The sequence below is a fragment of the Streptomyces herbicida genome, assembly GCF_032656585.1.
In the GTDB taxonomy this organism is placed as follows: domain Bacteria; phylum Actinomycetota; class Actinomycetes; order Streptomycetales; family Streptomycetaceae; genus Streptomyces; species Streptomyces herbicida.
In genome coordinates this window covers 46,522-64,676 of the sequence record NZ_JAUYWJ010000012.1, presented here as the reverse complement: position 1 = coordinate 64,676, position 18,155 = coordinate 46,522, and the positions used below count along the sequence as shown (strand labels likewise).

Annotated in this window: 15 protein-coding genes; 5 read left to right on the top strand and 10 right to left on the bottom strand. The window is 72.2% G+C overall.

What is annotated here, in order from left to right; genetic code table 11:
• Positions 1–9 precede the first annotated feature (9 nt).
• Positions 10–447, top strand: coding sequence for a PPOX class F420-dependent oxidoreductase (locus Q8A52_RS24905; protein WP_316755360.1), 438 nt, complete (start codon positions 10–12; stop codon positions 445–447).
• Positions 448–506: 59 nt separating this feature from the next.
• On the opposite strand, the gene Q8A52_RS24900 is transcribed toward Q8A52_RS24905, so the two are convergent.
• The 3 genes from Q8A52_RS24900 to Q8A52_RS24890 form a co-directional block, all read right to left on the bottom strand.
• Positions 507–1,649, bottom strand: coding sequence for a glycosyltransferase (locus Q8A52_RS24900; RefSeq protein ID WP_316755359.1), 1,143 nt, complete (start codon positions 1,647–1,649; stop codon positions 507–509).
• Between the two features lie 53 nt (positions 1,650–1,702).
• Positions 1,703–3,037: a nucleotide sugar dehydrogenase gene (locus Q8A52_RS24895; protein ID WP_316755357.1), complete on the bottom strand. Its 1,335-nt coding sequence runs from the start codon at positions 3,035–3,037 to the stop codon at positions 1,703–1,705.
• Between the two features lie 80 nt (positions 3,038–3,117).
• Entirely contained in the window at positions 3,118–4,569 is a 1,452-nt protein-coding gene (locus tag Q8A52_RS24890; protein ID WP_316755355.1) for a glycosyltransferase family 4 protein, read from the bottom strand.
• Between the two features lie 158 nt (positions 4,570–4,727).
• On the opposite strand from Q8A52_RS24890, the gene wecB reads away from it, so the two are divergent.
• From wecB to Q8A52_RS24870, 4 genes are read left to right on the top strand one after another with little or no spacing between them, the layout of a single operon-like run.
• A complete protein-coding gene (gene wecB / locus Q8A52_RS24885; RefSeq protein ID WP_316755353.1) occupies positions 4,728–5,816 on the top strand; it encodes a non-hydrolyzing UDP-N-acetylglucosamine 2-epimerase in 1,089 nt (362 codons plus the stop codon).
• Positions 5,809–6,438, top strand: coding sequence for a class I SAM-dependent methyltransferase (locus tag Q8A52_RS24880; RefSeq protein WP_316755351.1), 630 nt, complete (start codon positions 5,809–5,811; stop codon positions 6,436–6,438). The genes wecB and Q8A52_RS24880 overlap by 8 nt, the downstream gene beginning before the upstream one ends.
• A complete protein-coding gene (locus Q8A52_RS24875) occupies positions 6,438–8,249 on the top strand; it encodes a hypothetical protein (protein ID WP_316755350.1) in 1,812 nt (603 codons plus the stop codon). Before Q8A52_RS24880 ends, Q8A52_RS24875 begins: the two co-directional genes overlap by 1 nt.
• The gene (locus Q8A52_RS24870; RefSeq protein WP_316755349.1) at positions 8,246–10,456 is read left to right on the top strand and encodes a glycosyltransferase; all 2,211 of its coding nucleotides are present in this window, start codon (positions 8,246–8,248) and stop codon (positions 10,454–10,456) included. The genes Q8A52_RS24875 and Q8A52_RS24870 overlap by 4 nt, the downstream gene beginning before the upstream one ends.
• 17 nt (positions 10,457–10,473) lie before the next feature.
• Here Q8A52_RS24870 and Q8A52_RS24865 read toward each other — a convergent pair whose 3' ends face one another.
• From Q8A52_RS24865 to tal, 7 genes are all read right to left on the bottom strand, one after another.
• On the bottom strand, positions 10,474–11,139 hold the full coding sequence (locus Q8A52_RS24865; protein WP_316755347.1) for a TetR/AcrR family transcriptional regulator: 666 nt from the start codon (positions 11,137–11,139) through the stop codon (positions 10,474–10,476).
• A 190-nt stretch (positions 11,140–11,329) separates the two neighbouring features.
• Positions 11,330–11,917, bottom strand: a complete 588-nt coding sequence (locus Q8A52_RS24860; protein ID WP_316755345.1) for a histidine phosphatase family protein — start codon at positions 11,915–11,917, stop codon at positions 11,330–11,332.
• Between the two features lie 6 nt (positions 11,918–11,923).
• Complete coding sequence (gene gnd / locus Q8A52_RS24855; RefSeq protein WP_316755343.1) at positions 11,924–12,805, bottom strand: phosphogluconate dehydrogenase (NAD(+)-dependent, decarboxylating); 882 nt, start codon at positions 12,803–12,805, stop codon at positions 11,924–11,926.
• A gap of 2 nt (positions 12,806–12,807) precedes the next feature.
• Positions 12,808–14,493 (bottom strand): glucose-6-phosphate isomerase, encoded by a 1,686-nt coding sequence (pgi, locus tag Q8A52_RS24850; protein ID WP_316755341.1) that lies wholly within the window; start codon positions 14,491–14,493, stop codon positions 12,808–12,810.
• 1 nt (position 14,494) lies between these two features.
• On the bottom strand, positions 14,495–15,421 hold the full coding sequence (gene opcA / locus Q8A52_RS24845; RefSeq protein ID WP_316755339.1) for a glucose-6-phosphate dehydrogenase assembly protein OpcA: 927 nt from the start codon (positions 15,419–15,421) through the stop codon (positions 14,495–14,497).
• On the bottom strand, positions 15,418–16,998 hold the full coding sequence (gene zwf / locus Q8A52_RS24840; RefSeq protein WP_316755336.1) for a glucose-6-phosphate dehydrogenase: 1,581 nt from the start codon (positions 16,996–16,998) through the stop codon (positions 15,418–15,420). The genes opcA and zwf overlap by 4 nt, the downstream gene beginning before the upstream one ends.
• Positions 16,998–18,140, bottom strand: a complete 1,143-nt coding sequence (gene tal, locus Q8A52_RS24835; protein ID WP_316755334.1) for a transaldolase — start codon at positions 18,138–18,140, stop codon at positions 16,998–17,000. Before tal ends, zwf begins: the two co-directional genes overlap by 1 nt.
• Positions 18,141–18,155: the final 15 nt, after the last annotated feature.

Below are 18,155 nucleotides of genomic sequence, written 5' to 3'. Positions count from 1 at the left end.
GTTCCACACATGACTGAGGACGCGACGCAGGACGCACTGCTGAAGCTGCTCTCCGACGGCCACGGCGGGGTGCTGGTCACGCTCAAGCGCGACGGCCGCCCCCAGCTGTCGAACGTGAGCCACGCGTACTACCCCGACGAGCGGATCATCCGCGTCTCGGTCACGGACGACCGTGCCAAGACGCGCAACCTGCGCCGGGACCCCCGCGCCTCGTACCACGTCACCAGCGGTGACCGGTGGGCGTACACGGTCGCCGAGGGCAGGGCCGAGCTCTCGCCCGTCGCGCAGGACCCGTACGACGAAACGGTGGAGGAACTCGTCCGGCTCTACCGAGACATCGTGGGCGAACACTCCGACTGGGACGACTACCGGGCCGCCATGGTCCGCGACCGGCGCCTCGTCCTGCGGCTGCACGTCGAGCGGGCGTACGGCGCGCCGAAGCGCTAGGCCCTGTCGGACCCAGGGGGTGTCGTTTGGATCATGCCGGCGTCGGTCCGCACTGTTCGTTACGGCCGCAGCGGCGCCGCGAGCGGCTCGGGATGCCGTGTCTCCCCGACCCAGCCCTCCAGCAGGTCCGCGAACGCGGCCGCCCGGTGGCGCCAGTCGAGTTCCGACAGGGCCGCCTCGCGGCCGAGCCGGGCGGCGCGCAGCCGCAGCCCGGTGTCGTCGGCGAGACGCCGTACCGCCCGTGCGGCGGATGGCGGATCCGCGTACGGCACCACGAGACCGCAGCCGTGCCGCTCCACCAGTTCCACGGCCAGCGGCGTCGGGGTGGTGACGACGGGGACGCCGTGGGCCATGTACTCGACGACCTTGGTGGGCCGCGAGTGGCGGTAGTTGGGCTGGTCGTGGAGGAGGGACAGGCCCGCGAGGGCGCCGGAAAGCCGCTCCAGCGCACGGTCGTTGGGGAGGAACCCGTGCCAGCGCAGCACCCCGTCCCGGTCGGCCGCCGCGAGCGCGTCCCGTACCTCGGGGTCCGCCGCGCCGACCACCTCGACCCGCACGTCCGGCGCCAGCAGCCGCGCCGTCTCGATCAGATCGAGCGCGCCGCGCGCCCGGGACAGCTGGCCCAGGTACACGACCCGGTCGGCGCCCGGCGGCGCCGGCGGCCCGGCCGGTACGGTGGCGAGGTTGGGGACGACGGGATGGACGCGGCGGAAACGGTCCTGGTAGGCGTCCTCGGCCAGCAGCAGCCGCACATGGCGCTCGGCGAGGCGCTCCGCCGCCCGGACCGCCCCGCGCAGCGGCGGCCGCAGCACGCGCGGCACCCAGCTCTTCATCACCAGTGCCGCCGCCGTGTCCTCGTGTACGTCCCAGACGGTCACGGGGACGGTCCCGGCGCGGCGCCAGCGGCGCAGCGTGCCCGGGAGGGCCAGCAGCAGTTCGGGGTCGTGCAGGAGGACCAGGTCCGCCTGCGGGCCGCGCTCGGCGAGCAGGGCGCGGGCCGCGCGCAGCGCCGCGTGCCGGTCCCGCCCGCCGGCCCGGGGGAGGTCGACCCCCTCGACATGGGGCCGGGGTATCGCTTCGCGGGCCGAGAACGGCGCCGCGTACATCACCCGGTGGCCGCGCTCCCGCAACGCGGCGATCTGCCGGTGCAGTATGCGCGCGTCCTCGGGGTGGTGGACGACGGTGACGACGAGTATCCGCATCAGAGCACCTTTCAACTCCGCGCGAAAGGACGGCTGTTGCCGTCGGGCGTGGCCTACAGGACCTCGACGCCGGGCCGGAAGATCCGGCCCCGGGTGTCGAACAGCAGCCGCGCCGTGTCGGCGAGGGCGGGCAGGTCGTAGGCGGAGTGGTCCTGGAGCAGGATCGTCAGGTCCTGCTCGCGCGCCGCCGCCATGAGGTCATCCACGCGGGGCACGGCCGTCCCGTCGACCGACCACAGCGGCACATGCGGATCGTGGAAGGCCACCGCGGCCTCCCGCGCACGCAGCAGCCGTGCGACCGGCACCGCCGGGGACTCGCGCTGGTCGGCGACGTCCGGCTTGTAGGTGACCCCGAGCAGCAGCACCCGCGAACCGCGCAGCGGGCGCCCGGCGGTGTTCAGGAGGTCCTGGGCGCGGCGCACCACGTACTCCGGCATCCTCCGGTTGATCTCCTGCGCCAGCTCGACGAACCGGAACTCGTAGCCGAGCGACGAACGCACCTTGTAGGAGAGGTAGTTGGGGTCGATGGGAATGCAGTGGCCGCCCACCCCGGGGCTCGGCCGGAACGCCTGGAAGCCGAACGGCTTCGTCCCCGCGCAGCGGATCGCGTCCCATACGTCGACATGCAACTCACGGCTGATGATGGCCAGTTCGTTGACCAGCGCGATGTTCACATGCCGGTAGGTGTTCTCGAGCAGCTTGGCCATCTCGGCCTCGCGGGTGCCCTTCGCCTGTACGACCGTGTCGACGAACTTGCCGTAGAAGGCCACCGCGCGCGCCGCGCACGACGGGGTGCAGCCGCCGACCACCTTCGGGGTCTCGCGCAGCCCGTGCAGCGTGTTGCCGGGGTCGATCCGCTCGGGCGAGAACGCGAGCGCGAAGTCCACGCCCGCCCGTAGCCCGGACTCCTCGAGGAGCGGCCGTACGACCTCCTCGGTGGTGCCCGGATAGGTGGTCGACTCCAGCACCACCAGCCGGCCGCGCCGCAGCCGGCCCGCCACCGCGCGGGTGGCCGAGGTCACCGCGCCCAGATCGGGCCCGCCGTCCTCGCCGAGCGGTGTCGGGACACAGATCACCACGGTCTGCGCGCGGGCCAGACAGGCGTCATCGGTGTACGCCGTGAAGCCGGCCTCCCGCATCCGGCGCACGTCGGCATCGGACACGTCGTCGATGTGCGAGTGCCCGGCGTTCAGACGCGCGACGACCCGCGGATCGCGGTCCAGGCCCACTACTCTCAGGCCGACCGAGGCGACCTCCCGCGCCAGCGGCAGTCCGACGTAGCCGAGCCCGATCACCGCGAGTTCGACGTCGTCGGTCCGTCCCCCGTCCCCGAGGGGTTCACTCTTTTCCCCGAGCGGTTCGCTGTCGTCCCCGAGCGGTTCACTCATGTCCCCGAGTGGTTCGGTCTGTTCGACCTGCATAGGGATTCACCCGGCCTCAAGGCAGGACTTGTGGGGTTCCCAGGGAGTCAGACGCATCCAAGAGCGCGATACGCCTCCCGGGTCGTTGCCGCGACCCGGCCCCAGGTGCGTTCCCGCGCGACCAGCGCGCGAGCGGCGGCTCCCCATTCGAACCGCCGCTTTTGACTGTAGAGCAGTATTTCGAGGGCATCTGCCCAGGCAAGGGGTGATTCGAGGAGAATTAGCCGCCCGTTAACCTCCGGTTCGACCAGTTCTCTCATAGCGGTGAGATCACTTGCAGCCACGGGGAGACCGCTCGCCATCGCTTCGACCGGTTTGAGAGGGGTCACCAGATGGCAGACGCGCTCGTCGGTGCGCGGCACCGCGAACACATCCAACACGGCATGGAAATCCCGCACTTGGGCGTGCGGAACCCGGCCGGTGAACAGAGCGGCACCGCCGCCGAGACCGAGCCGGCCGGCCAGCCGCTGGAGTTCCGCACGCTCCGGACCCTCGCCCACGATCAGCAGTCGCAGCGGAACACCCCGCCGCCGCAGCTCGGCACCCGCATGGAGCAATGTGCCGATCCCCTCGTGCGGGGTGAGGCTGCTGACGGTGCCGACGACCAGCTCGTCCGCGCCGATGCCGAGCCGGGCCCGCACCGGTGCCCCGTCGGGCGGCGGGGCGAGGAACGCCTCGTCCACGGCGTTGGGGACGATGAGCACCCGTTCCTCGGGCACACCACGCGACACGATCTCGGCCTTCATGGCGGCGCCCAGCGTCAGCACGAGGTCGGCCTCGCGCATGCAGTGCGTCTCCAGATCGCGCCGCATCCGGTACACGGAATCCCGTCGGCTGCGCCCCGGAGCCTGCGTCAGCCAGGTCTCCTCCAGGAAGCCCCGCACCTCGTACACCACCGGCAGCCCGTAGGCCTCCCGCAGGGCCAGCGCCACCCGCCCGTTGCCGTGGTCGGTGGCCGCGTGCAGCACCGCCGGCCGCAGCCGCTCCACCAGCCGGCCCGCCAGCTCGGCGTTCCGGGCCAGCAGCGGACCCTGCCCGTACGGCAGCCAGGCCGGCAGCAGCCGGTGCTGCGGCACGCCGCCCACCCTCTGCAGCGGACCGGCGTCCAGCACCCCCTGCGCCACCGGGAATCCGATCCGGGTCACGACGTGCGGATCCAGCCCGGCCGCCCGCTGCGCCTCGGCGAGCTTCTGGGTGCGCACGGTGTAGCCGGCGTGCCTGAACGGCAGCGAGTTGGTGACCAGGTGCAGCACCCGGCCGGGCACGGGCCGTACCGCCCGCCCGGCGGGAGCGGTCACCCGGACGGCGGACGGAGTCGCGCCGGGCCCGGCCGCGCGGGCCCGGCCGGACAGCCACCGCTCGACCGGCCGCACCCGCCCCCGCACGGGCCGGGGCAGCAGCCGTACACCGAGCAGCGCGGCCCGCGCCGGGTCGTGACGCAACTCGCCCCAGGCCACGGACGCGGCGAGACTGACAGCGCGGGGGATACGACGAGCCATGCCGCCACGGTAGGCCGACACGGAGCAGAACGCGGATCCGCGAGGAGCCCCCTGCGCCGGCCGGCCGCTCGCGCCGGGGCCCGGACGGCGGAGCGGCACCGCGCCCCCGTCGCCGGCCGCGTCGCCCCGGAGGCCGAACACCCATGGGAGGCAACGACATGAACGGCCGCATACTCCATGTGGTCGGCACCCGGCCCAACTTCGTGAAGGCCGCGCCGGTCGTCGCCGCCCTCCGCGCGGCCGGCTGCGACCAGGTGCTGGTCCACACCGGACAGCACTACGACGCCCGTATGTCGGACGTGTTCTTCCGCCAGCTGGGCCTGCCCCGGCCGGACACCGACCTCGGGGTCGGCTCCGGCAGCCACGCCCGGCAGACCGCCGACCTGCTGGTGGCCCTGGAGGCCGAACTGACCGCCCGCGCCCCGGCCCTCGTCGTCGTGTACGGTGACGTCAACTCCACGCTGGCCGCCGCCCTGGCCGCCGCCAAGCTCGGCAATCCCGTCGCCCATGTGGAGGCGGGCCTGCGCAGCTTCGATCCGACGATGCCGGAGGAGGTCAACCGGCGCCTGGTCGACCAGCTTTCCGACCTGCTGTTCACCACCAGCCCGGAGGCGGTCGGCCATCTCGCCCGCGAGGGCGTCGACCCCGCCCGGGTGCACTTCGTCGGCAACCCGATGATCGACACCCTCCTCGCCCACCTGGACCTGTTCGACCCTGCCGCGGCGCGCGCCGCACACCGACTGCCCGACCGCTACGGCGTGGTCACCCTGCACCGCCCCGCCAACGTCGACGACCCCGAGACCGCCCGCGCCGCCGTCCGCGTCCTGGCCGAGGCGGCCCGCCACCTCGACCTTGCCGTGCCGCTCCACCCGCGCGGCCGGGCGGCACTGCAGGCCGCGGGCCTCGACGGCGCCCCCGGTGTGCACGTCCTCGAGCCGCTCGGATACGTGGAGTTCATGAGCCTGGTCCGGGGCGCGGCCGCCGTGATCACCGACTCGGGCGGGGTGCAGGAGGAGACCACCGTGCTGGGCGTGCCCTGTCTGACCCTGCGCACCACCACCGAACGTCCGGTCACCGTCACCCACGGCACCAACCGACTCGTCTCGCACGCCGAACTGGTGCCCGCGCTGCGCAAGGCACTGGACGGCGGGCCGGCGACGCCCGCCGAGGGGCCGCCGCTGTGGGACGGCAGGTCGGGCACCCGGATAGCCCGCGTGGTCGCCCGCAGGCTGGAGCATCATGTCTGACCGCACCCGCGCCTACTGGGACAACCGCCACCGCGAGCACGACGACCTCGCCTCCGGCGGCCACATCGGCCTCGACCGGGCCGGTAACGAACTCTTCTACGCGCTGCGGCTCGGCACGCTGCTCGGCCTCGTCGGCGACCTCACCAGCCCCGCGGCTCCGCTGTTCGTCCTCGACGCGGGCTGCGGCAAGGGCCGCTTCGCCCGTGCCCTGACCCGCTGCGGCCACCGCGTGGACGCCTTCGACGCCAGCAGCGAGGCCATCGACCAGGCCCGCGCCGCCGACGGAGGCCCGCGGTACGCCGAGGCCCGGCTCGACGCGTGGCGCAGCCCGTGGCCGTACGATGTCGTGCTCTGCGTCGACGTCCTCTTCCACGTCCTCGACGACAGGGAGTGGACGGCAGGCCTGCGCAACCTCGCCTCACTGGTCCGGGTCACCGGACGGCTGATCCTCACCGACGAGGACGGACCCGCGCCCCGAGCCCTCGGCGACTACATACTGCACCGCCCGACAGCCGCCTACCGCGAGGTTCTCGAACCCCTCGGCCTGCGGCACACCGAGTTCCGGCCGTACGGATTCCGGGAGAACCGGGTCGGCTTCCACGTCTTCACAAGGACCCGCTGATGCGTCTGACCGATCTGCTCCACCCTCACCTGGACGGCGTCACCACGGTCGTCGACGCCACCGGCGGCGGACTGCGCCTGGAGCCGTATCTCCACCTCCCCGACGGAGTCGCCCTCCGCACCGGCCAACGGCCGATCGGAGAGGGCGAGTTGGTGCTCCTGTCCTATGGCCCGGACCCCGCCCTGCACGGCACCGAGGCCGACTGTCTCGCCGTACTGGAGCGCGTGCGCCCCGGCGGACGCGGCCTGCTCCTCTTCGGCCACCCCGGGCCCGAACCCCCGTACCACCGGCTCCTCGACGGTCTGGTCGCCCACCGCTGCCAGGTGCTCCGCGCCACCCCGCTCGACTATCTGCATCTGCATGCCGGGGCCGTGTTCGCCCGGACCGACGAACTCCTGCCGCCGCACGACTGGTTCGGCCGCCCCGTGCCGTCGGAGGGCTTCGCGACGACGCTGCGGATCGCCGACGAGTACGTCCTCGCCGATTTCGTGTCCCGCTCCCTGCGTGCCCGCGTCCTGGATCTGGAACGCCGGGCAAAGGAGGCGGAACGAGCCCGGGACACCGCCCGCGACGAGTCGCTCGCCGAACGCCTGGCAGCCGCCGTGCGGGAGAAGGACAAGCTGGCCTCGGACCTGCGCGGGGCCCGGCACCGGGTCGGCGTACTGGAGGCGCGGGTAGCCATGCTGGAGGGATCGACCTCGCTGCGCGTCGGGCGGGCGCTGGTCTCGGCGGCGCGCTCGCCGCGCCGCAAAGCGGCCGGGCTGCCGAGGGAGTTGTACGGGCTCTGGCGCGCCCGCCGGGCGACCCCGAGGAAGGCCGCGGCGAAGCCCCCGGCAACCGTCGACGATCTCGCAGCGACCGCCGCCGACGGCCGTCTCCACCTCGCCCACCGCGCCCTCACCTCCGCACCGCGCGACCGGCTGGTGCTGGCGGGCGTCCTCACCGACCGCACCGCCGCGGACTTCACCGCGGACGCCGTGGTGAACCGGCTGCTGCCGCACGACGGCAGCCTGCTCGTCCGGCGCACCGACCCGGACGCGGTCGTGGTGCAGCTCAGCGCCTGTACCGGCGATGGGCCCTGGTCCCTCGCCGGTACCGGCCTGGCGCCGGATCTGGACCGCAGACTCGCCGAACTCCTCACCGAGGCACATGCGTCGGGCCGCGCGGCCGTCCTGTGGCAGGACGCCCCGGCCGCCACCGCGCCCGGCCTCGCCCACCTGTCCTGGGACGCCGTCCTCGACGCGGACACCGGCGTACGGCTGTCCCGGCTCGACCCCGCCGAAGACGGCAGGGAACGGCTCCGGGAGGTGTTCCGGCAGGACAGCACCCGGGTGCGGCTGGCGGAACTGGCCCGGCTGGTCGGCGCGCCGGATCCGCTGGAGGCGCGCCGGGTCGCCGTGCTGGCCGCGCCCCGCGACCGGGCCGGCACGGCACGGCTGGTGGCCCAGGTGCTGGACCAGCTGCACCGGCCGGCCGAGGTGCTCGCGCCCGACCCGGCGGGCCTGGAGGAACTCACCGGCGCGGGGATCGCCGTGCGCACCGGACCGCCCACCGCGGCCTGGGTCGCGGACTGGACCGACCCCGCCGAGGAGCGTCCCGGCACCCTGCTGCTGGATCTGCTGTGCGCCCAGGAGCACTCGGGCGCCGACGCGCTCGGCCACACCGCGACGGGCGACGACTACACCTTCGTACCGGCGCTGGCGCGTCCACTGCTCGTACGCCGGTCGCTGCATCTGAGCGGCACAGCGCCGGAGAGCTGGTGCGGGCAGGGGTACCGGCTGTTCGCCGTGCGCGGGAAGGAGCCGTCATGACGTGGGAAGGAACCCTGATGAGCCGTACGCCGCGCGCGCTGGTCTACGGCGACGTGGACCTCAACCTCATCGACGGCTCCGCCGTCTGGGCCCAGTCGACGGTGCAGGCGCTGTCGTCGGCCGGGTGCGAGACCCGGCTGGTGCTCAAGGCACCCGTCCGCACCGGGCGGTTGACCGATCCGCTGGCCGGGCTGCCCGGGGTGCGGTTGGTGCGGCCGTACGAGGAACGGCTGGTCGACGGGCAGCCCGGCCGGGCACTGTCGCCGGCGCAAGCCTCCCGGCTGCTCGCCCGGCTGGACCGGGACGAGCCCTGCGACCTGCTGGTGCTGCGCGGCCGCAGGCTCGTCGGCCGGGTCGTGGCCGACGGTCACTTCGACGGGCGGATCTGGGCCTATCTGACCGACATCCCGCAGTCGGCCGCCGCGATGACCGAGGAGGCCCGCGCGGAACTCGCCCGTATCGCCGGGGCCTCGCGGCAACTCCTGTGCCAGACCGAGGAGTTGCGATGTTTCCTGGAGGCGTGGGTGCCCGAGGCCTGCGGGCGGTGCGTGCTCAGCCCGCCCGCCGTGCCGGAGCCCGGCTTCCCGCTGCCGGAGCACGACCGGCCGCACGATCCACTGCGGCTCGTCTACACCGGGAAGTTCGCGCCCCTGTGGAACACCCTGCCGATGACGGCGCTGCCGTCCCTGCTGGCCGAACGCGGTGTCCGCGCCGAGCTCCACACCGTGGGCGACAAGATCCACGACGACTCCGCCCACCCTGGGTTCCGGTCCGCCATGGAGCGGGCGCTGCACGGCGGCACACCCGGCGTCCGGCACCACGGCGGACAGCCCCGGGAGACGGCCATGCGCCTGGCCGCCGACTGCGACCTCGGCCTCGGCTGGCGCGACCCCGCCCTCGACGCCAGTCTCGAACTGTCCACCAAGGTCCTGGAGTTCGGCGCGCTCGGCCTGCCGGTCGTCCTCAACCGCACGCCCACGCACGAGGCACTGCTCGGCGCCGACTATCCGCTCTACGTCCCCGGCCGCGCCGGGCTCACCGACGCCGCCGAGGCCGTGACCCGCGCCGCCCGCGACCCCGAGGCCCGCCGACTCGCGGCCGACCGCTGCCGCGAGGCCGCCGGCCGGTACACCCTCGACGCCGCCGCCGTCCGCTGGCGCTCGCACCTCGACCGGGCCTTCCCGGTCGGACCTCAGGCGACGACCACCCGGCCGCGCCCCCTGCGGGTCGGTGTCGCGGGCCACGACCTGAAGTTCCTCACCCGGCTCCTCGACCACTTCCGCGCCCTGCCCGGACTCGACGTACGAGTGGACGCGTGGCCCGCGCTCGCCCGCCACGACCCGGCAGCGAGCCGGGAACTCGCCGACTGGGCCGACGTGGTGGTCGTCGAGTGGTGCGGCCCTGCCGCCGTCTGGTACAGCCGCCACAAACGGCGCGGCAGCCGGCTCGTCGTACGGCTGCACCGGTTCGAGCTGGAGGCCGAGTGGCCGGGACGTGTCGACATCGACGCGGTCGACCGGGTGGTGTGCGTGAGCCCGTACTACCGGCGGCGGACCCTCGCCCGCACCGGCTGGCCCCAGTCCAAGGTGACGGTCGTCCCGAACTGGGTGGACGCCGACCAGCTCGACCGGCAAAAGGCGCCCGGCGCCCGGTTCCGCCTCGGCATGATCGGCATCGCGCCCAGCCGCAAGCGGCTCGATCTGGGCCTGGACGTCCTGGAGGGGCTGCGCGCCCGGGACCGGCGCTGGCACCTCTCCGTCAAGTCCAAGCCGCCGTGGGAGTACTGGTGGATCTGGAACAAACCCGAGGAGCGCGCGCACTACGACGCCGTCCTGCGCCGAATGCAGACGTCACCCCTGCTCGAAGGGGCCGTCGTCTTCGACGAGTTCGGGGCGGACGTGCCCGGCTGGCTGCGCCGGATCGGACACGTCCTGTCCACCAGCGACGACGAGAGCTTCCACCTCGCCCCGGCCGAGGGCATGGCCTCCGGGGCAGTACCGGCCCTGCTGCCGTGGCCGGGCGCCGAGGAGATCTACGACCCCCGATGGATCCACGACCACCCCGAGGCCATGACGGAGGCCGTCGCCGCCCTCGCCGACCCCGAGCCCTTCCGGTCCGCCGCTGACCTGGCCCGCGCCCAGGCCCGGGAGTCGTTCGCACTGGACCGGGTGGCGGCGACCTGGACGGACCTGCTGGTCGGCGACTGAGCGGGGCCGGTCCGCCGTCAGTCCGCCGCGCGCTCCGCCGTGAGGTAGGCGATCACCATGTCGCCGAGCATCGTGCGGTAGCGCTCGCGCTGGGCGGGGTCGACCAGGTCCCGGCCGAACAGGGCACGGAAGGTGTGCCGGTTGGAGACCCGGAAGAAGCAGAACGAGCTGATCATCGCGTGCAGGGCGACCGCGTCGACGTCGGCCGTGAACAGGCCCGACTCCCGCCCCGAGGCCAGGATGCGGCGGATCACGTCCAGCGCGGGCGAGCCGATCTTCGCGAGCTTCTCGGAGGCGGCGATGTGCTCGGCCCCGTGGATGTTCTCGATGCTGACCAGGCGGATGAAGTCCGGGTGCCGCTCATGGTGGTCGAAGGTGAGCTCGGCCAGCCGCCGGATGGCCGCGACCGGGTCCAGGTGTTCCACGTCGAGTGCCTGCTCGGTCTCGCGGATCTCGCCGTACGCCCGCTCCAGGACTGCCGTGAACAGCTGCTCCTTGCCGCCGAAGTAGTAGTAGATCATCCGCTTGGTGGTGCGGGTGCGGGCGGCGATCTCGTCGACCCGGGCACCGTCGTAGCCGGCCCGGGCGAACTCCTGCGTCGCCACGTCGAGGATCTCGGCCCGGGTGCGGGCGGCGTCACGGATGCGCCCGTTGTGTCGTGCCGGTTCGTCGACGCTGGTCATCGGGTTCCTTCGGGCGTAAGGCGCGGGGTGTGGCCGGTGCCGGTGATTGTAGAAGCCCGTACATCGGACGCCTGCTCGGGAGCACGTCGTGGCCAGGGACTCGTATCTCGTCGGACTGACGAGTTCGCCGCCGGGGTCCGGCGCGACCGGGGCCACCGCCGATACGGCGCCCCGGACGAGCCAGGCTTCCTCAGCCTCTGCTGTTCCACTCCGCGATCACCGGACGCCCGTGCTCCGTCGACAGACGGCTGAGCGTGCCCGTCGCGAGCTGGAAGAGGCGGCCGTCCGCGGGTGGCAGGCCCAGCCTGCGGGCCGTCAGGACACGCAGGAAGTGGGCGTGGGCCACGAGGATCACATCACCGGCGGCGAGGGCGGTGCCCACCCGGGACAGCACCCGGTCGGCACGCCGGCCGACCTCGGGCGGTGACTCGCCGGGATGGCCGTCCGGGCCGGACGGTACGCCGTGCCGCCACAGGTCCCAGTCGGGCCGCGTGCGGTGGATGTCGGCGGTGGTGATGCCCTCGTACCCGCCATAGTCCCACTCGTGCAGGTCGGGGTCGGGCACGACCCCGCTCAGGCCCGCGAGGTCGGCCGTGCGTATTGCGCGTGCGAGCGGGCTGGTCAGGGCGAGGGCGAAGGTCCGGCCGGAGAGGAGTGGAGCGAGGGACTTGGCCTGTTCCTCGCCGTGCGCGGTGAGGGGCAGGTCGGTGCGGCTGGTGTGCCGGCCCGACACGCTCCACTCCGTCTCGCCGTGGCGGACCAGAAGGAGGTCCCCCACGGACGGTCACTCCTTCGCCGACTCGACGGCGTGGCCGCCGAACTGGTTGCGCAGGGCGGCGATCATCTTCATCTGTGGGGAGTCGTCCTGCCGGGAGGCGAACCGCGCGAAGAGGGAGGCGGTGATCGCGGGCAGCGGCACCGCGTGGTCCACGGCCGCCTCGACGGTCCAGCGGCCCTCGCCGGAGTCCTGCGCGAAGCCCTTCAGCTTCTCCAGGTGTTCGTCGTCGTCCAGGGCGTTGACCGCGAGGTCGAGCAGCCAGGAGCGGATGACCGTGCCGTCCTGCCAGGAGCGGAACACCTCGCGGACGTTGTCCACCGAGTCGGCCTTCTCCAGCAGCTCCCAGCCCTCGGCGTAGGCCTGCATCATCGCGTACTCGATGCCGTTGTGGACCATCTTGGAGAAGTGCCCGGCGCCGACCTTGCCGGCGTGGACATAGCCGTACGGCCCTTCGGGCTTGAGCGCCTCGAAGATCGGCTGGAGCCGCTCGACGTCCTTCTTGGCGCCGCCGACCATCAGGGCGTAGCCGTTCTGCAGACCCCAGACGCCGCCGGAGACGCCCGCGTCGACGAAGCCGATGCCCTTGGCGCCGAGTTCCGCGGCGTGCTTCTCGTCGTCCGTCCAGCGGGAGTTGCCGCCGTCGACGACGGTGTCGCCGGCCTCCAGCAGCTCCCCGAGTTCGTCGACGGCGGACTGAGTGGCGGTGCCGGCCGGGACCATCACCCAGACCGTGCGCGGCGCGTCCAGCCGTGCGACGAGTTCGGCCAGGTCCGCGACGTCGGAGAGCTGGGGGTTGCGGTCGTAGCCGAGGACGGTGTGGCCGGCGCGGCGGATCCGCTCGCGCATGTTGCCGCCCATCTTGCCGAGACCGATGAGTCCGAGCTGCATGGTCAGTTCACTTCTTCCTGAGCGTTCCGAACGTTCTGGGCGTTCCGGGTGTTCTTGAGCGTGCGATACGCGGCGACGAGAGCCCGGGTGGACGGGTCGAGACCGGGGACGTCCGCGCCTTCGGTGAGGGCGGGCTCGACGCGCTTGGCGAGGACCTTGCCGAGCTCCACGCCCCACTGGTCGAAGGAGTCGATGTTCCAGACCGCGCCCTGGACGAACACCTTGTGCTCGTACAGCGCGATCAGCTGGCCGAGGACCGACGGGGTCAGCTCGCGGGCGAGGATCGTGGTGGTGGGGTGGTTGCCCTTGAAGGTGCGGTGCGGCACCTGCTCCTCGGGCACGCCCTCGGCGCGGACCTCGTCGGCGGTCTTGCCGAAGGCCAGGGCTTGCGTCTGGGCGAAGAAGTTGGCCATCAACAGGTCGTGCTGGGCCGCCGGTTCACCGCTCAGCTCGTCGACGGGCCGCGCGAAGCCGATGAAGTCCGCGGGGATCGGCTTCGTGCCCTGGTGGATGAGCTGGTAGTAGGCGTGCTGCCCGTTGGTGCCGGGCGTGCCCCACACCACCGGGCCGGTCTGCCACTCCACCGGCTCGCCCTGCCGGTCCACCGACTTGCCGTTGGACTCCATGTCCAGCTGCTGCAAGTAGGCGGTGAACTTGGAGAGATAGTGCGAGTACGGCAGCACCGCGTGTGACTGGGCGTCGAAGAAGTTGCCGTACCAGATCCCCAGCAGACCGAGGATCAGCGGGGCGTTGGCCTCGGCGGGAGCGGTGCGGAAGTGCTCGTCGACCAGCTGGAAGCCGTTGAGCATCTCCCGGAACCGGTCCGGGCCGATGGCGATCATCAGGGAGAGGCCGATCGCGGAGTCGTAGGAGTAGCGGCCGCCGACCCAGTCCCAGAACTCGAACATGTTCTCCGGGTCGATGCCGAACTCGGCGACCTTCCCGGCGTTCGTCGACAGGGCCACGAAGTGCTTCGCCACCGCCTTCTCGTCGCCGTCGAGGCCCCGCAGCAGCCAGGAGCGCGCCGAGGTGGCGTTGGTGATCGTCTCGATGGTGGTGAAGGTCTTGGAGGCGACGATGAACAGCGTCTGAGCCGGGTCCAGGTCCCGTACCGCCTCGTGCAGGTCCGCGCCGTCCACGTTCGACACGAACCGGAACGTCAACTCCCTTGCCGTGTAGGGGCGCAGCGCCTCGTAGGCCATCGCCGGGCCCAGATCCGAGCCGCCGATGCCGATGTTGACGACGGTGCGGATCCGCTTGCCGGTGTGGCCGGTCCACTCGCCCGAGCGGACCCGGTGCGCGAAGTCGCTCAACCTGTCCAGGACCGCGTGCACACCGGGGACGACGTTCTCCCCGTCGACCTCGATCACCGCGTCGCGCGGGGCGCGCAGCGCCGTGTGCAGCACCGCGCGGTTCTCGGTGACGTTGATCTTCTCCCCGCGGAACATGGCGTCCCGCAGGCCGGACACATCGGTCGCCGTGGCCAGTTCCTGCAGCATGGCCAGGGTCTCATCGGTGATCAGGTGCTTGCTGTAGTCGATGAGCAGGTCGCCGACGCGTACGGCGTACCGCTCCGCGCGCGCGGGATCCTCGGTGAACAGCTCCCGCAGATGCGTCTGCCACTGGGCCCGGTGGTCCTCGAGCGCCGTCCACTCGGGGCGCCGGGTGAGCTTGGGGGTGCCGGACATGTCAGGAGTGCTCCTCGGTGCCCTTGGCGCGCAGGGCGATGGCGTACATCTCGTCGGCGTCGAGGCGGCGCAGTTCCTCGGCGATGAGTTCGGAGGTGGCCCGGACCTTCAGGGCGAGGGTGCGCGGCGGCTGCCCCGGCAGGGTCAGCGTGGCCAGCGGGCCCTCGGGCCGGTCGATGACGATCTCGCCGCTCGCGGTGCCGAGGCGTACGGCCGTGACGACCGGTCCTGCGGTGACCACCCGGTCGACCTTGACCTTCAGCCGCACCTCCAGCCAGCGGGCTAGCAGTTCGGCGGCCGGGTTGTCGGCCTCGCTCTCCACGGCGGCCGAGGTCACCGGCACCCGGGCCTGGTCCAGGGCCGCCGCCAGCATCGAGCGCCACGGGGTCAGCCGGGTCCAGGCGAGGTCGGTGTCGCCGGGCGTGTAGGCGCGGGCACGGGCGTCGAGGGCCTCCAACGGGCGCTCGACGGCGTACAGATCGGTGATCCGGCGCTGCGCGAGGGCACCGAGCGGGTCCTTGGCGGGCACGTCGGGCGCCTCCGCCGGCCACCACACGACGACCGGGGCGTCCGGCAGCAGCAGCGGCAGGACCACGGAGTCGGCGTGGTCGGAGACTTCGCCGAAGGTCCGCAGGACGACCGTCTCGCCGGTGCCCGCCTCGGAGCCGACCCGGACCTCTGCGTCCAGCCGTGACCGGGTGCGCTCCCGCGGGGTGCGGGACTGCCGCTTGATGACGACCAGGGTGCGCGAGGGGTGCTCGTGCGAGGCCTCCTCGGCCGCCTTGATCGAGTCGTAGGCGTTCTCCTCGTCCGTGACGATGACCATCGTCAGGACCATCCCCACGGCCGGGGTGCCGATGGCGCGGCGGCCCTGCACCAGCGCCTTGTTGATCTTGCTTGCCGTGGTGTCGGTCAGGTCGATCTTCATGGCCTGCGCCAGCTCCGTCCGTCTCGTGCGAGCATCTCGTCGGCTTCCTCGGGTCCCCAGCTGCCCGACGCGTACTGCGCCGGCCTGCCGTGTTCCGTCCAGTACTCCTCGATCGGGTCGAGGATCTTCCAGGACTCTTCCACTTCCTGGTGACGGGGGAACAGATTGGCGTCGCCGAGCAGTACGTCCAGGATGAGCCGCTCGTACGCCTCCGGGCTGGACTCCGTGAACGACTCGCCGTAGGCGAAGTCCATCGTCACGTCCCGGATCTCCATCGACGTGCCCGGCACCTTCGACCCGAATCGCACGGTCATGCCCTCGTCGGGCTGGACGCGGATGACGACCGCGTTCTGCCCGAGCTCCTCGGTGGCCGTGGAGTCGAAGGGGGAGTGCGGGGCCCGCTGGAAGACCACCGCGATCTCGGTGACCCGGCGGCCCAGCCGCTTGCCGGTGCGCAGATAGAAGGGGACACCCGCCCAGCGGCGGTTGTCGACCTCCAGCTTGATCGCGGCGTAGGTGTCGGTCTTCGACTTGGCATCGATGCCCTCCTCCTGGAGGTAGCCGACCACCTTCTCACCGCCCTGCCAGCCCTCCGCGTACTGTCCGCGTACGGTGTGCGCGCCCAGGTCCTTGGGCAGCCGCACCGACTTCAGCACCTTCAGCTTCTCGGTGAGCAGCGCCTCCGCGTCGAAGGCGATGGGCTCCTCCATGGCGGTCAGCGCCATCAGCTGGAGCAGATGGTTCTGGATGACGTCACGGGCGGCGCCGATGCCGTCGTAGTAGCCGGCGCGGCCGCCGATGCCGATGTCCTCGGCCATGGTGATCTGCACATGGTCGACGTACGAACGGTTCCAGATCGGCTCGTACATCTGGTTGGCGAAACGGAGCGCCAGGATGTTCTGGACGGTCTCCTTGCCGAGGTAGTGGTCGATGCGGAACACCTGGTCGGGATCGAACACCTCGTGCACGACGGAGTTGAGGCGCTGGGCCGACTTCAGGTCGTGACCGAAGGGCTTCTCGATGACCGCGCGCCGCCAGGAGCCCTCCGGCGGGGTCGCCAGGCCGTGCTTCTTCAGCTGCTGGACGACCTTCGGGAAGAACTTCGGCGGCACGGAGAGGTAGAAGGCGAAGTTGCCGCCGGTGCCCCGGGAGGCGTCCAGCTCCTCGACGGCGTTCTTGAGCTGCTTGAACGCCGTGTCGTCGTCGAAGTCGCCGGGGATGAACCGCATGCCCTCGGCGAGCTGCTGCCAGACCTCCTCGCGGAACGGGGTGCGCGCGTGCTCGCGGACGGCCTCGTGCACCACCTGCGCGAAGTCCTGGTCCTCCCAGTCCCGGCGGGCGAAGCCGACGAGCGAGAAGCCCGGCGGCAGCAGACCGCGGTTGGCCAGGTCGTACACGGCCGGCATCAGCTTCTTGCGGGACAGGTCGCCGGTGACGCCGAAGATGACCAGGCCGGACGGGCCCGCGATACGGGGGAGCCGGCGGTCGCGCGCGTCGCGCAGGGGGTTCAGCCAGTCGGCGGCCGGGACGACAGGGACGCGCACCTGGGCCACGTCCTTGGCGGGCTTCTCGCTCATCACGCGTCAACTCCCTTGCTCTCGAGGGACTTCGCGACGGCGTCCAGCAGCTCCTGCCAGGCCGCCTCGAACTTGGCGACGCCCTCGTCCTCCAGTTGCTGTACGACCTCGTCGTACGAGATGCCGAGCCGTTCGACGGCCGCGAGGTCGGCGCGGGCCCGCTGGTAGCCGCCGGTCACCGTGTCGCCGGTGATCTCGCCGTGGTCGGCGGTGGCGTTCAAGGTCGCCTCCGGCATGGTGTTGACCGTGCCGGGCGCGACCAGCTCGTCCACGTACAGGGTGTCCTTGTACGCGGGGTCCTTCACACCCGTCGAGGCCCACAGCGGGCGCTGCCGGTTGGCCCCGTCGCCGGACAGGGCGAGCCAGCGCCGCCCGCCGAAGACATCCTCGTACGCCTCGTAGGCGAGCCGTGCGTTGGCGAGCGCCGCCCTGCCCCTGAGGGAGCGGGCCTCCTGTGTGCCGATGCCGGTCAGCCGCTCGTCGATCTCGCTGTCGACGCGGGAGACGAAGAAGGAGGCGACGGAGTGGATCGCCGACAGGTCCAGGCCCTTCGCACGCGCCTTCTCCAGGCCCGCGAGATAGGCGTCCATGACCTCCCGGTAGCGCTCCAGGGAGAAGATCAGCGTGACGTTGACGCTGATGCCCTGGGCGATGACCTCGGTGATGGCGGGGAGGCCGGCCCTGGTCGCCGGGATCTTGATCATGACATTGGGGCGGTCGACCAGCCAGGCGAGCTGCCGGGCCTCGGCGATGGTGGCCGCGGTGTCATGGGCCAGACGCGGGTCGACCTCGATGGAGACGCGTCCGTCGCGGCCATCGGTGGAGATGTATACGGAATGCAGGATATCGGCGGCGGCACGCACGTCGGCGGTCGTCATCATCCGCACGGCCTCGTCGACCGTGACACCGCGCACGGCGAGGTCGGTCAGCTGCTCCTCGTAGCCCTCGCCGGAGCCGATGGCCGCCTGGAAGATCGAGGGGTTGGTGGTGACGCCGACGACGTTCCTGTTCTCGACGAGTCGGGCGAGGTCGCCCGTGCTGATCCGGCTCCGCGACAGGTCGTCCAGCCAGATCGACACGCCCTCGTCGGACAGGCGCTTGAGGGCTCCCGCACTGGCGGTTGCTTCGGTCACAGTGATCATCTTCTTTCTGGCGAT

What these genes read in the sequence shown, in the direction of transcription:
- Q8A52_RS24900 (WP_316755359.1), bottom strand. Translation starts at nt 1,649, where the DNA reads ATGCGGATACTCGTCGTCACCGTCGTCCACCACCCCGAGGACGCGCGC.
- wecB (WP_316755353.1), top strand. Translation starts at nt 4,728, where the DNA reads ATGAACGGCCGCATACTCCATGTGGTCGGCACCCGGCCCAACTTCGTG.
- Q8A52_RS24890 (WP_316755355.1), bottom strand. Translation starts at nt 4,569, where the DNA reads ATGGCTCGTCGTATCCCCCGCGCTGTCAGTCTCGCCGCGTCCGTGGCC.
- Q8A52_RS24895 (WP_316755357.1), bottom strand. Translation starts at nt 3,037, where the DNA reads ATGAGTGAACCGCTCGGGGACGACAGCGAACCGCTCGGGGAAAAGAGT.
- tal (WP_316755334.1), bottom strand. Translation starts at nt 18,140, where the DNA reads ATGATCACTGTGACCGAAGCAACCGCCAGTGCGGGAGCCCTCAAGCGC.
- Q8A52_RS24870 (WP_316755349.1), top strand. Translation starts at nt 8,246, where the DNA reads ATGACGTGGGAAGGAACCCTGATGAGCCGTACGCCGCGCGCGCTGGTC.
- opcA (WP_316755339.1), bottom strand. Translation starts at nt 15,421, where the DNA reads ATGAAGATCGACCTGACCGACACCACGGCAAGCAAGATCAACAAGGCG.
- zwf (WP_316755336.1), bottom strand. Translation starts at nt 16,998, where the DNA reads ATGAGCGAGAAGCCCGCCAAGGACGTGGCCCAGGTGCGCGTCCCTGTC.
- Q8A52_RS24905 (WP_316755360.1), top strand. Translation starts at nt 10, where the DNA reads ATGACTGAGGACGCGACGCAGGACGCACTGCTGAAGCTGCTCTCCGAC.
- Q8A52_RS24875 (WP_316755350.1), top strand. Translation starts at nt 6,438, where the DNA reads ATGCGTCTGACCGATCTGCTCCACCCTCACCTGGACGGCGTCACCACG.
- Q8A52_RS24880 (WP_316755351.1), top strand. Translation starts at nt 5,809, where the DNA reads ATGTCTGACCGCACCCGCGCCTACTGGGACAACCGCCACCGCGAGCAC.
- Q8A52_RS24865 (WP_316755347.1), bottom strand. Translation starts at nt 11,139, where the DNA reads ATGACCAGCGTCGACGAACCGGCACGACACAACGGGCGCATCCGTGAC.
- pgi (WP_316755341.1), bottom strand. Translation starts at nt 14,493, where the DNA reads ATGTCCGGCACCCCCAAGCTCACCCGGCGCCCCGAGTGGACGGCGCTC.
- gnd (WP_316755343.1), bottom strand. Translation starts at nt 12,805, where the DNA reads ATGCAGCTCGGACTCATCGGTCTCGGCAAGATGGGCGGCAACATGCGC.